This is a genomic window from Streptomyces sp. NPDC043726, from assembly GCF_056436565.1.
Map to the genome: position 1 here is coordinate 572,395 of NZ_JBWKCI010000003.1, position 12,176 is coordinate 584,570.

Sequence of the window (12,176 nt, forward strand, 5' to 3'; positions counted from 1 at the left end):
TTTGTTCCACAGCCAAGTCGGGTTATCCACAGGGGAATTGGCGGTTCTGTGGACAACGAGCCGTTGTTCCAAGGGGTTTCGCGCACCACCTACACCGGCGGTTTCACCCGCGCGATCCGTCGCAGCACCCCCGGCGCGTACCGGGAGAGCAGATGCACCCCGTGCGCCTCCGGCGTCACCGGGACTACGGCGGCGTTGGCGACGACGCCCCGCAGGATCGCCTCCGCCACCTTCTCCGGCGGGTAGTTGCGCAGTCCGTACAGCCGGGCCGACTTCTTCTGGCGGCGGGCCTCCTCCGCCGCGTCCACCCCCGCGAACCGGGCCGTCGCGGTGATGCTGGTGTTCACGATCCCGGGGCAGATCGCGGTGACGCCGATCCCCTGCTCCGCCAGCTCGGCGCGCAGACACTCGCTCAGCATCAGCACCGCCGCCTTGGTCGTGCTGTAGGCGGGCAGGACCCTCGACGGCTGGTAGGCCGCCGCCGACGCCGTATTGACGATGTGGCCGCCCTGCCCCCGCTCCGCCATCTGCCTGCCGAACAGGCGACAGCCGTGGATGACGCCCCACAGGTTGACGTCCAGGACCTTGCGCCAGTCGTCGGAGGTGGTGTCCAGGAACGAGCCCGACAGGCCTATCCCGGCGTTGTTCACCAGGACGTCCACCACGCCGTACTCGCCGGCGACCTTGTCCGCGAGCTTCTCCATGGCCTGCTCGTCGGAGACGTCGACCGTCTCCGCCCACGCGTCCGGCGCACCGACCAGACGGGACATCTCCGCCGTACGGGCCGCCGCCTCGCCGTCCCGGTCGACGGCGATCACGCGCGCGCCCGCCTCGGCGAAGGCGTACGCCGTCGCCCGGCCGATGCCGCTGCCCGCGCCCGTGATCAGGACCAGCTGGCCCGCGAAGTGTTCCGCGTGGCGGCCCCGCGCGGCCATCGGCTCCTGCCGGCCGCCCTCCACCGACGTGACGAACTCGGTGATCCAGGCCGCCAGCCGGTCGGGCCGGGTGCGCGGTACCCAGTGCTTCGCCGGGAGCGTCCGCCGCGTCAACTGCGGAGCCCACTGCTCCAGTTCGTCGTAGAGCCGCTCGGAGAGGAAGAAGTCGTCCTGGGGCGTGATCAGCTGCACCGGCGCGTGCGCGTAGGCGTCCGCGCGCGGGCGGCGCAGTCGCGGGCGGACGTTGTCCCGGTACAGCCAGGCCCCATGGGCCGCGTCCGAGGGCAGGGACGAGGTCGGGTAGGCGCCGGCCGGGACCTTCTCCATCCGCTGCAGGATGCGCGGCCAGGTCTTGCCCAGCGGTCCACGCCAGGCCAGCTCCGGCAGGACCGGGGTGTGCAGCAGGTAGACGTACCAGGACTTGGCGCCCTGGCCGAGGAGCTGGCCCACCCGGCGCGGGGTCGGCCGCTTCATCCGCTGCTGGATCCAGTGACCGAAGTGGTCCAGGGACGGTCCCGACATCGAGGTGAAGGAGGCGATCCTGCCCTCCGTGCGCTTGACCGTCACGAACTCCCAGGACTGCACCGAGCCCCAGTCGTGGCCCACCAGATGCACCGGACGGTCCGGGCTCACCGCGTCCAGGACCGCCAGGAAGTCGTCCGTCAGCTTCTCCAGCGTGAACCCGCCCCGCAGCGGCTGCGGGGCCGTCGAGCCGCCGTGGCCCCGGACGTCGTACAGCACGACGTGGAAACGCTCGGCCAGCCGTGCGGCGACCTCCGACCAGACCTCCTTGCTGTCCGGATAGCCGTGCACCAGCACCACCGCCGGCAGGCCGGGATCCCCCAGCTCCGCCACGCACAGCTCCACCCCGCCGGTGCGCACCCAGCGCTCCCGCGCGCCCTCGACCGTCATCAGCACCCCTCCGCCCAGCGCCGCACGTGCGGCAGATCGTCGTCCAGCCAGAAGGCGCTCTGCTCGGGATCCGCGGAGTCGGTGACGACCAGGATCTCCTCGAACTTCGCGCCCGTACCCCGGAAGCCGAGGTGCGGTTCGACCGCCCACAGCCCCGGCCGCGGCGGATGGTCGGAGAAGCGGTACGGCGACCACAGCGGCGACCAGCCCTCACGGTGCCCGTGCAGCGCGTCCGCGGCCAGGCCCTTCAGGGACTGCGAGCCGAACCCGAACAGCCGCGGGGACCAGCGGCGCTCGCGTACCCGGTCCACCTTGTGGGCGATCACGCCGAAGGGATACGCGCGATGCCGGTTGGCGTAGCCCTGGCGGACCATCAGCCGGTCCACGTCCTCGTAGATCTCGCGCAGCGACCGGCGCTCGCGCACCTCGCGCAGGATCAGCTCGCGATGCGCCCGGAGGTCGTCCATCAGCTTGTTCTGCACCTGGTTGACGCCCAGTGAGCCCGAGTAGCCGATATCGGCGGTGAAGCCCTCGTACACCGGGGCCATGTCCAGGATGAAGGGCATCCCCGGCTCGAGGCGGCGGTTCGTGGGGAAGAACTGCAACGGGACACGGAAGTTCACGAAGGCCGTGCGGTCGCCGAACCAGGCGAAGGGAAGGTGGAACCAGTCCCGCACGCCGCGCTCGCCCAGCCACTCCCGCTGCATCCGGGCCGCCTCACGTTCCGTCACACCCGGTTGCAGCCGGGCCGCCACGGCCTCCGCGCACTCGTAGGCAAGACGCTGCACCTTTCGGAAACCCTGCAGCTCCGTCGAGCGTTCATTGGTCACAGACGTCGCCATGGCACCCCGTCCCACCGGTTGCGGTACGCGCTCGTAACTTGACACCGGAAATCTCGCAGTTGTTAGAAGCAGCGTCAATAGGGAGGTCTCAAGTGACACCTCAGGGGGACCCCTAAGGACCCGTACGACTCCAGAGGGATCCCAAGACGGCTCCACGGTCTGACGACCGGCGTGGTGCGCGTCACTACCGTCGATGACGTGACTGTGATCGCGACCGAAAGCCTGAGCAAGCGGTACCCCCGGGTGACCGCGCTTGACCGGCTCTCCGTGGACGTCGGGCCCGGTGTGACCGGACTCGTCGGAGCCAATGGAGCCGGCAAGTCCACACTGATCAAGATCCTGCTGGGTCTGTCCCCCGCCACCGAGGGCCGCGCCGAGGTGCTCGGCCTCGACGTCGCCACCGAGGGCGCCGCCATCCGTGAGCGGGTCGGCTACATGCCGGAGCACGACTGTCTGCCGCCGGACGTCTCGGCCACCGAGTTCGTCGTCCACATGGCGCGCATGTCAGGGCTGCCCCCGACCGCCGCCCGCGAGCGCACCGCGGACACCCTGCGCCATGTCGGCCTGTACGAGGAGCGCTACCGCCCCATCGGCGGCTACTCCACCGGCATGAAGCAGCGCGTGAAGCTGGCCCAGGCCCTCGTCCACGACCCGGACCTGGTCTTCCTCGACGAGCCCACCAACGGCCTCGACCCCGTCGGCCGTGACGAGATGCTCGGTCTGATCCGCCGGATCCACACCGACTTCGGCATCTCGGTGCTGGTCACCTCGCACCTGCTGGGCGAGCTGGAGCGGACCTGCGACCACGTCGTCGTGGTGGACGGCGGCAAGCTGCTGCGCTCCAGCTCCACCACCGACTTCACCCAGACCACGACCACCCTCGCCGTCGAGGTCACCGACACCGACGAGCACCCCGACGGCACCCGCGCGGTCCGCGAGGCGCTCCACACGCGCGGGGTCGAGGTCCAGGACGGCAGCGGACTGCCCGGCGCCGGCCGCATCCTGCTGCTCACCGCGCAGGGCGAGGAGACCTACGACCTGGTCCGGGACGTCATCGCGGACCTCGGCCTCGGCCTGGTGCGCATGGAACAGCGCCGGCACCACATCGCCGAGGTCTTCTCCGGCGAGGCCGAGCAGCGGGACGAGCAGAAGGAGGCGGCCGTCCATGGCTCTTGAGCACCCCGTGGCCACCCCCGCGGGCGACCAGACCCGCATCCACGACATCGGCTACCGCAACTACGACGGCCCCCGCCTCGGCCGGAGCTACGCCACCCGCTCGCTCTACTCGCAGTCCCTGCGCGGCGCCTACGGCCTCGGCCGCTCGGTGAAGTCCAAGGTGCTGCCGATGCTGCTGTTCGTGGTGATGTGCGTGCCCGCGGCCATCATGGTCGCGGTGGCGGTCGCCACCAAGGCCAACGACCTGCCGGTCGACTACACCCGCTACGCCGTCGTCATGCAGGCGGTCATCAGCCTGTACGTCGCCTCCCAGGCCCCCCAGTCGGTCTCCCGCGACCTGCGCTTCAAGACCGTGCCGCTGTACTTCTCGCGGCCGATCGAGACCGCGGACTACGTCCGGGCGAAGTACGCGGCGCTGGCCTCGGCGATGTTCATCCTCACCGCCGCCCCGCTGCTCGTCCTCTACGTGGGCGCGCTGCTGGCCAAGCTCGACTTCACCGACCAGACCAAGGGATTCGCACAGGGACTCGTGTCCGTCGCACTGCTCTCACTGCTCTTCGCCGGCCTCGGCCTGGTCATCGCGTCGGTCACCCCGCGCCGCGGCTTCGGCATCGCCGCCGTGATCGCCGTACTGACCATCTCCTACGGCGCCGTCTCCACCCTCCAGGCCATCGCCGACGCCCAGGGCAGCTTCGACGCCATCGCCTGGATCGGCCTGTTCTCGCCGATCACACTGATCGACGGGGTGCAGTCCGCCTTCCTCGGCGCCTCCTCCGCCTTCCCCGGCGGCATCGGCCCGGACAACGGCGAAGGCGCGGTGTACGTCCTCGTCACGCTCGGCCTGATCGCCGCGTGCTACGGCCTCCTGATGCGCCGCTACAAGAAGGTGGGACTGTGACCACGCTCCAGATCGACCACGTCTCCCGCTGGTTCGGCAACGTGGTCGCCGTCAACGACATCACCATGACCATCGGCCCCGGCGTCACCGGCCTGCTCGGGCCCAACGGCGCCGGAAAGTCCACCCTCATCAACATGATGGGCGGCTTCCTGGCCCCCTCCAACGGCACCGTCACCCTCGACGGCCGGCAGGTCTGGCGCAACGAGTCGATCTACCAGGACATCGGCATCGTCCCCGAACGCGAGGCGATGTACGACTTCCTCACCGGCCGCGAATTCGTCGTCGCCAACGCCGAGTTGCACGGCCTGGGCGCCAAGGCGGCGCAGAAGGCGCTGGCCACGGTCGAGATGGAGTACGCCCAGGACCGCAAGATCCAGACGTACTCCAAGGGCATGCGGCAGCGGGTGAAGATGGCGAGCGCGCTCGTCCACGACCCCTCGCTGCTCCTGCTCGACGAGCCCTTCAACGGCATGGACCCGCGCCAGCGCATGCAGCTGATGGACCTGCTGCGGAAGATGGGCGACGAGGGCCGCACGGTCCTCTTCTCGTCCCACATCCTCGAAGAGGTCGAGCAGCTCGCCTGGCACATCGAGGTCGTCGTCGCCGGACGGCACGCGGCCAGCGGCGACTTCCGCAAGATCCGCCGCCTGATGACCGACCGGCCGCACCGCTATCTGGTGCGCTCCAGCGACGACCGCGCCCTCGCGGCCGCGCTGATCGCCGACCCGTCGACGTCCGGGATCGAGGTCGACCTGGCGGAAGGCGCGCTGCGCGTCCAGGCCGTCGACTTCGGCCGCTTCACGGCGCTGCTGCCCCGGGTGGCCAGGGACCACGGCATCCGGCTGCACACGGTCTCGCCGTCCGATGAGTCCCTCGAATCCGTGTTCTCGTATCTGGTCGCGGCGTAGGAGGCCGAAGATGTACGACCCCACAGTCGCCCGGCTCACCTATCGAGCCCTGCTCGGCCGCCGCCGGGCCCTCATCCTCGGCGCCCTGCCGATGCTGCTGATCGTGATCTCGGTGATCGTGCGGGCCCTCGCGGGCGCGGACGACCAGACGGCGTCCGATCTGCTCGGCGGGCTCGCGCTGGCCACCATGGTGCCGATCATCGGCGTGATCGCGGGCACCGGGGCGATCGGCCCCGAGATCGACGACGGCTCGGTGGTGTACCTGCTCTCCAAGCCGATCAAGCGCCCGACGATCATCTTCACCAAGCTGATCGTGGCCATCGCGGTGACCATGGTGTTCTCCGCGGTGCCGACGCTGATCTCCGGCTTCATCCTCAACGGCAACGGCCAGCAGATCGCCGTCGCCTACACGGTGGCCGCATTGGTCGCCTCCATCGCCTACGCGGCCCTCTTCCTGCTCCTCGGCACGGTGTCGCGGCACGCGGTGGTCTTCGGCCTCGTCTACGCCCTGGTCTGGGAGGCCCTGTTCGGCTCCCTGGTCTCGGGGGCGCGCACCCTGAGCGTCCAGCAGTGGTCGCTCGCGGTGGCGCACGAGGTGACCGGCGGCGACCTGGTGACCTCGGACGTGGGCATCGGCACGGCCACGGTCCTGCTGGTCGTGGTGACCGTCCTCGCCACCTGGTACGCGGGGCAGAAGCTGCGGTCGCTGACGCTGGCGGGCGAGGAGTAGAGGCGGCGCTTATTGACGGGGGCCTCACGCCCGGCGGCGCAGACTGGGCGGGATGCGGGATGCGGGATGCGGGATGCGGGATGCGGGATGCGGGACGCGGGACGCGGGACGCGGCACCGGCTGGACCGGGAGGACGGCATGGCAGACGACTGGGACGACGAGCTCGTCCTGGACGAGGACTTCATCCGGTCCGCCGAGACGGCCGAGCCGTCCGCCCGGGCCCGGATGCTCGCCGCGCGCTGGCGCGAGGAGGCCCCCGAGCCGCAGCCCTGGCGCTCCGACGAGCCGCCGGCGGGCTGGTTCTTCAGCAAGGGGCGCCGCCGCAAGTGGCGGCGGCGCTAGGGGGATTTATTCGGTGGCGTCCAACTTGGCCGACAGGCACGATGGTTGTGTCCAGGACGCCGGGGATCGTATCGGCGCCACCGACGGGGAGAGGAGCGGGGCGATGTCCATGCACGACAGTACGTCCAGCTCCCGACAGGGCAGTCCGCGGCGGACTCCGGTGTAGTTACCCCACCGTCGAGTCCCCCCGCGAGAGCACTGCCCGGGGCGGCCGCTTCGAGCACGCGAATCCCACTTCGCGTGAGGCCGCCCACCCGGAGGATTGGCCGAGTGGTAAGGCACCGGCTTGCTAAGCCGTGGTCGGGGGAAACCCCGCGCACGTTCGATCCGTGCATCCTCCGCGAGACGTTGTCACTGGGACTGAGCCGCCTTGGAGAGTGGGGGCGAGGTCGTGCGCGGCTGCCGGTCGGCTGTGGCTGGTCGCGCAGTTCCTCGCGCCCCCGGGTGGGTGCAGCTCAGCCCCCGGATCAGCCGAGCAGGCGCTCCAGGACCACCGCGATGCCGTCCTCGTCGTGCGACGTCGTCACCTCGTCCGCCACCGCCTTCAGTTCGGCGTGCGCGTTGGCCATGGCCACGCCGTACGACGCCCAGCCGAACATCGGCACGTCGTTCGGCATGTCGCCGAAGGCGATCGTGTCGGCGGCCTTCAGGCCCAGGCGGCGGGCCGCGATGGACAGTCCCGTCGCCTTGGACAGGCCCAGTGGGAGGAGTTCCACGATGCCCGCACCCGCCATCGCCACCGTGACGAAGCCGCCCGCCGACCTGCGGGCCGCCTCGGCCAGTTCGTCGTCCGTCAGCTCCGGGTGCTGTATGTAGATCTTGTTCAGCGGGGCCGACCACAGATCCGCCGCGTCCGTGAACGGCGTCGACGGGAGCCGGCCGGTGACCGAATAGCCCGGGCCGACCAGCACCTCGCCCTCCAGCCCGTCCCGGCTCGCCGCCAGGTGCAGCGGGCCGACCTCCGCCTCGATCTTCGCCAGCGCCACCCCGGCCAGCTGCCGGTCCAGCGTCACGGACGTCAGCAGGCGGTGCTCGCCGGCGTCGTACACCTGCGCGCCCTGCCCGCACACCGCGAGGCCCCGGTAGCCCAGGTCGTCGAGGATGTGCCGGGTCCAGGGCACCGCGCGGCCGGTGACCACGATGTGCGCGGCACCGGCCTCAGTCGCGGCGGCGAGGGCGTCACGGGTGCGCCGCGAGACCGTGTCGTCGGACCGCAGCAGCGTTCCGTCGAGGTCGGTCGCGACGAGCCGGTAGGGGAAGGCGGTGGTCACTTGACCACCGGCTCCAGGACCTCCCGGCCGCCCAGGTACGGACGGAGCACCTCGGGCACCCGCACCGAACCGTCGGCCAGCTGGTGGTTCTCCAGGATCGCCACGATCGTCCGCGGCACCGCGCACAGCGTGCCGTTGAGCGTCGCCAGCGGCTGCACCTTCTTGCCGTCGCGCATCCGGACGGACAGGCGCCGGGCCTGGAAGCTGTCGCAGTTCGAGGCCGAGGTCAGCTCGCGGTACTTGCCCTGGGTCGGGATCCACGCCTCGCAGTCGTACTTGCGGGAGGCGGAGGCACCGAGGTCGCCCGAGGCCACGTCGATGACCTGGAAGGGCAGTTCGAGGCCGGTGAGCCACTGCTTCTCCCAGTCCAGGAGCCGCTTGTGCTCGTTCTCCGCGTCGTCCGGGTGGACGTAGGAGAACATCTCGACCTTGTCGAACTGGTGCACCCGGAAGATGCCGCGGGTGTCCTTGCCGTAGGTGCCGGCCTCGCGGCGGAAGCAGGGCGAGAACCCGGCGTACCGCAGCGGCAGCTGGTCCGCGTCGACGATCTCGTCCATGTGGTACGCGGCGAGCGGGACCTCGGAGGTGCCGACCAGGTAGTAGTCGTCCTTCTCCAGGTGGTACACGTTCTCCGCGGCCTGGCCGAGGAAGCCGGTGCCCTCCATGGCGCGCGGGCGGACCAGCGCCGGGGTCAGCATCGGGATGAAGCCGGCCTCGGTGGCCTGCGCGATGGCGGCGTTGACCAGGGCCAGCTCCAGCAGGGCGCCGACACCGGTGAGGTAGTAGAAGCGCGAGCCGGAGACCTTGGCGCCGCGCTCGACGTCGATGGCGCCCAGCGCCTCGCCGAGCTCCAGGTGGTCCTTGGGCTCAAAGCCCTCGGCGCCGAAGTCGCGGATGGTGCCGTGCGTCTCCAGGACGACGAAGTCCTCCTCGCCGCCGACGGGCACGTCGGGGTGGACGAGGTTGCCGAGCCGGAGGGCGAGGCGCTTGGTCTCCTCGTCGGCCTCGTTCTGCGCGGCCTCGGCGGCCTTGACGTCCGTCTTCAGCTGCTCCGCCTTCTGCAGCAGCTCGGCGCGCTCCTCGGGCGTGGCCTTGGGGATGAGCTTGCCGAGGCTCTTCTGCTCGGAGCGCAGCTCGTCGAAGCGGACGCCGGACGACCTGCGCCGCTCGTCGGCAGACAGGAGAGCGTCGACGAGCGCGACGTCCTCTCCACGGGCACGCTGGGAGGCGCGCACACGGTCGGGGTCCTCACGGAGCAGGCGAAGGTCAATCACGCGCTCAAGGCTACCGGGGCGGAGTCCCCGCTCACGACTCGCATTTCCGGGGCGACCCGAACTGCGGCTTACGTTCTGTTATGGGTGAAATGCCCACCGTGTCAATAAAAGGCGTCTCACTCCCTGGGACGGGGCAAGCGGCGGGCGCCGTGTTGACCGGATTTCCTTGTGGAGAAAGGGACTTGGGGTCTCGTCATCCACAGCCGTCCACACCCCTCGAAGAGTTATCCACAGGCTGTGTGGAAGATCTGTGGACTGCGGAATTGATCACTCCGAATACTTCGGCCGCCCCTGAAGATTCCCGGGGCAAACCTCCTTTACGCCCACGTTCGAGTGGATATGAGTGGCCCCTCGTCGCTCCAAAGGATTGCCCGCGGGAAACGAGTGGACGAAGGGTGAACTGCGCGCCGGTGGACGCGGTGGGGTGCTGTAGGGCGATTTGTCGACTGAGTCGCGCTGTCGTGTCGACTTGTCCCCAGGTCGAGAGGCCGACCTGTGGATAACTTCTGTGGATAACGACAATCAGCAGGTACGACTGGCCGGAACCAGACGCCGGAGGGGCGGGGGAAGGGCACGCGATGGCCCTCTCAGAACCGCCCGTCCTGGCACCGCGCCACCCAGTCCGACGCGGACACGAACTCCTCGTCGGAGGTCCCGGCCCGCAGGGGCCGCGCGTCACCCGGGCGCACGCCGGCCCGCGGGTACGAGCCGAGGAAGCGCACCTCCAGGCAGATCCGCTTCAGCCCCATCAGGGCCTCCGCCACCCGCCGGTCGGAGATGTGGCCCTCGGCGTCGATGCAGAAGCAGTAGTTGCCGATGCCCTCGCCGGTCGGCCGGGACTGGAGCAGCATGAGGTTGATGCCCCGGGTCGCGAACTCGCCGAGCAGATCGCGCAGCCCACCGGGGTGGTCGTCGCGCTGCCACAGCACGACGGAGGTCTTGTCGGCACCGGTCGGCGCCGCGGGCCGGGCCGGGCGGCCGACCAGGACGAACCGGGTCTGGGCGTTCTCCGCGTCGTGGATCCCGCTCTCCAGGACCTCCAGGCCGTAGCGGGCGGCGGCGAACTCCCCGGCGAAGGCGGCGTCGTAGCGGCCCTCCTGGACCAGCCGGGCGGCGTCCGCGTTGGAGGCGGCGGACTCCCAGTCGGCGTCCGGGAGGTTGTCGCGCAGCCAGTTGCGCACCTGCGGCTGGGCGGCCGGATGGGCGGAGACCGTCTTGATGTCCGACAGCTTCGTGCCCGGGCGGACCAGCAGCGCGAAGGTGATCGACAGCAGCACCTCGCGGTAGATCATCAGCGGGGCACCGGCGACCAGCTCGTCCAGGGTGGTGGTGATTCCGCCCTCGACGGAGTTCTCGATCGGCACGAACGCGGCCTCGGCCTCGCCCACGCGGACCGCGTCCAGCGCGGACTGCACGGACACGTACGGGATCAGCTCCCGGGTGGCCGATTCGGGCAGCGTGCGCAGGGCGACTTCGGTGAAGGTGCCCTCGGGGCCGAGATACGCGTAGCTCGCTGGCATGACCTCACCCTAATGGCCTCGGCGCGGCGCCGGGGACGCGTCTCACGACCGGGTGATTCCGTCCCGCCTCACCCCTCCAGCAGCGGCTGCCCGACGTACTCTCCCTCCGCGGCCCCGCCCGGCACCGCGAACAGGCCGCTCGCCTCGTGGCGGATGAACGCCGACAGCGCGTCCCCCCGGTCGAGCTTGCGCTGCACGGTGACGAAGCCGCGCAAGGGGTCCGCCTGCCAGCAGACGAAGAGCAGGCCCGCGTCCGGGGTCCCGTCCGTGCCGATGCCGTCGTGGAAGGAGAACGGCCGCCGCAGCATCGCGGCCCCGCCGTTCTGGTCGGGCCGGGTGATCCGGGCGTGGGCGTTGATCGGGACGAGCAGATTGCCCTCGGCGTCGGTCTTCTCCAGGTCCATCTCGGTCGTCTCGGTGCCCCCGGACGACGCCGACAGCGGCGCCCCGTCCGCCTTGCGGCGCCCGATGACGTCCTCCTGCTCCTTCACCGACAGCTGCTCCCAGTCGTCGAGGAGCATGCGGATCCGCCGTACGACCGCGTAGGAGCCGTTCGCCATCCACGCCGGGTCCTTAGTCGGGGACGCGGGGACGAAGATCCGCTCGTCGAAGTCGGACTCGGCCGGCTTGGGGTTGCGGGTGCCGTCGATCTGGCCCATCAGATTGCGGGCCGTCATGGGGTGGGCGGTGGCGCCCGGCGAGCGGTTGAAGCCGTTCATCTGCCAGCGGACGCGGGCCGCGCTTCCGGCGTCCTTCTGGATCGCGCGCAGGGCGTGGAAGGCGACCAGGGCGTCGTCGGCGCCGATCTGCACCCACAGGTCGCCGTTGCTGCGGGACTTGTCGAGCCGGTCGGAGGAGAAGTCGGGCAGCGGGTCCAGCGCGACCGGGCGCTGCTTCTCCAGGCCGGTGCGGGCGAAGAAGCCGTGGCCGAAACCGAAGGTGACGGTGAGCGAGGAGGGCCCGGCGTCCCGCGCCACATCGGTGTCGCCGTTGCCGGCCGGCTCGCCCGCCATCAGCAGCCGTGCCGTTTCGGACCACCGGCGCATCAGGGCGGCGGCCTCCTTGCGGCCCGCGCCCGGCGCCAGGTCGAAGGCGACGAGATGGCCGCGGGCCTGCAGCCTCTGGAGGATGCCGGGCTGATGTTTCCCGTGAAACATCACCTCCTCGGCGCCCACCGAGCTGAGCGGGGTCGCCTGGGCGGGCGCGGCGGCATAGCCCACCACGCCGCCCGCAGCGCCGAGCACGAGTCCGGTGGCACCGGCGGTGCCGAGGAGGGCGCGGCGCGAGATGCCCGAGGGAGCCGTGGGGACGGCGATGTCCTCGCGTTCGGGAGTGCGGGCCTCCGGGAGGGACTGGTCAGCCATGGGG

General features: G+C 70.6%; 11 protein-coding genes and 1 tRNA gene. 6 read left to right on the plus strand and 6 right to left on the minus strand.

Going from position 1 to position 12,176, the window contains the following annotated elements:
* Nucleotides 1–89: 89 nt before the first annotated feature.
* On the minus strand, nt 90–1,847 hold the full coding sequence (locus AC068Z_RS11530) for an SDR family oxidoreductase (protein WP_478554410.1): 1,758 nt from the start codon (nt 1,845–1,847) through the stop codon (nt 90–92).
* Complete coding sequence (locus AC068Z_RS11535) at nt 1,847–2,689, minus strand: M24 family metallopeptidase (RefSeq protein ID WP_478554411.1); 843 nt, start codon at nt 2,687–2,689, stop codon at nt 1,847–1,849. The genes AC068Z_RS11530 and AC068Z_RS11535 overlap by 1 nt, the downstream gene beginning before the upstream one ends.
* Before the next feature lie 204 nt (nt 2,690–2,893).
* Here AC068Z_RS11535 and AC068Z_RS11540 point away from each other — a divergent pair, with 204 nt between their 5' ends.
* The 6 genes from AC068Z_RS11540 (at nt 2,894) to AC068Z_RS11565 (ending at nt 7,084) form a co-directional block, all read left to right on the plus strand.
* Nucleotides 2,894–3,865: an ABC transporter ATP-binding protein gene (locus AC068Z_RS11540; protein ID WP_478554543.1), complete on the plus strand. Its 972-nt coding sequence runs from the start codon at nt 2,894–2,896 to the stop codon at nt 3,863–3,865.
* Entirely contained in the window at nt 3,855–4,763 is a 909-nt protein-coding gene (locus AC068Z_RS11545; RefSeq protein ID WP_478554412.1) for an ABC transporter permease, read from the plus strand. Before AC068Z_RS11540 ends, AC068Z_RS11545 begins: the two co-directional genes overlap by 11 nt.
* The gene (locus AC068Z_RS11550; protein WP_478554413.1) at nt 4,760–5,671 is read left to right on the plus strand and encodes an ABC transporter ATP-binding protein; all 912 of its coding nucleotides are present in this window, start codon (nt 4,760–4,762) and stop codon (nt 5,669–5,671) included. Before AC068Z_RS11545 ends, AC068Z_RS11550 begins: the two co-directional genes overlap by 4 nt.
* Before the next feature lie 10 nt (nt 5,672–5,681).
* On the plus strand, nt 5,682–6,401 hold the full coding sequence (locus AC068Z_RS11555; protein ID WP_451718053.1) for an ABC transporter permease: 720 nt from the start codon (nt 5,682–5,684) through the stop codon (nt 6,399–6,401).
* Nucleotides 6,402–6,488: 87 nt separating this feature from the next.
* Nucleotides 6,489–6,743: an SGM_3592 family protein gene (locus AC068Z_RS11560; RefSeq protein WP_478554544.1), complete on the plus strand. Its 255-nt coding sequence runs from the start codon at nt 6,489–6,491 to the stop codon at nt 6,741–6,743.
* A gap of 256 nt (nt 6,744–6,999) precedes the next feature.
* Nucleotides 7,000–7,084, plus strand: a tRNA-Ser gene (locus AC068Z_RS11565).
* A 126-nt stretch (nt 7,085–7,210) separates the two neighbouring features.
* On the opposite strand, the gene AC068Z_RS11570 is transcribed toward AC068Z_RS11565, so the two are convergent.
* From AC068Z_RS11570 to efeB, 4 genes are all read right to left on the minus strand, one after another.
* Nucleotides 7,211–8,014, minus strand: a complete 804-nt coding sequence (locus tag AC068Z_RS11570; protein WP_478554414.1) for an HAD family hydrolase — start codon at nt 8,012–8,014, stop codon at nt 7,211–7,213.
* The gene (serS, locus tag AC068Z_RS11575) at nt 8,011–9,288 is read right to left on the minus strand and encodes a serine--tRNA ligase (protein ID WP_478554415.1); all 1,278 of its coding nucleotides are present in this window, start codon (nt 9,286–9,288) and stop codon (nt 8,011–8,013) included. Before serS ends, AC068Z_RS11570 begins: the two co-directional genes overlap by 4 nt.
* A gap of 587 nt (nt 9,289–9,875) precedes the next feature.
* A complete protein-coding gene (gene pheA / locus AC068Z_RS11580) occupies nt 9,876–10,808 on the minus strand; it encodes a prephenate dehydratase (RefSeq protein WP_478554416.1) in 933 nt (310 codons plus the stop codon).
* Between the two features lie 68 nt (nt 10,809–10,876).
* Nucleotides 10,877–12,172, minus strand: a complete 1,296-nt coding sequence (gene efeB, locus AC068Z_RS11585; RefSeq protein WP_478554417.1) for an iron uptake transporter deferrochelatase/peroxidase subunit — start codon at nt 12,170–12,172, stop codon at nt 10,877–10,879.
* Nucleotides 12,173–12,176: the final 4 nt, after the last annotated feature.

What these genes read in the sequence shown, in the direction of transcription:
- AC068Z_RS11545 (WP_478554412.1), top strand. Translation starts at nt 3,855, where the DNA reads ATGGCTCTTGAGCACCCCGTGGCCACCCCCGCGGGCGACCAGACCCGC.
- AC068Z_RS11560 (WP_478554544.1), top strand. Translation starts at nt 6,489, where the DNA reads ATGCGGGACGCGGGACGCGGGACGCGGCACCGGCTGGACCGGGAGGAC.
- AC068Z_RS11530 (WP_478554410.1), bottom strand. Translation starts at nt 1,847, where the DNA reads ATGACGGTCGAGGGCGCGCGGGAGCGCTGGGTGCGCACCGGCGGGGTG.
- efeB (WP_478554417.1), bottom strand. Translation starts at nt 12,172, where the DNA reads ATGGCTGACCAGTCCCTCCCGGAGGCCCGCACTCCCGAACGCGAGGAC.
- AC068Z_RS11555 (WP_451718053.1), top strand. Translation starts at nt 5,682, where the DNA reads ATGTACGACCCCACAGTCGCCCGGCTCACCTATCGAGCCCTGCTCGGC.
- AC068Z_RS11535 (WP_478554411.1), bottom strand. Translation starts at nt 2,689, where the DNA reads ATGGCGACGTCTGTGACCAATGAACGCTCGACGGAGCTGCAGGGTTTC.
- pheA (WP_478554416.1), bottom strand. Translation starts at nt 10,808, where the DNA reads ATGCCAGCGAGCTACGCGTATCTCGGCCCCGAGGGCACCTTCACCGAA.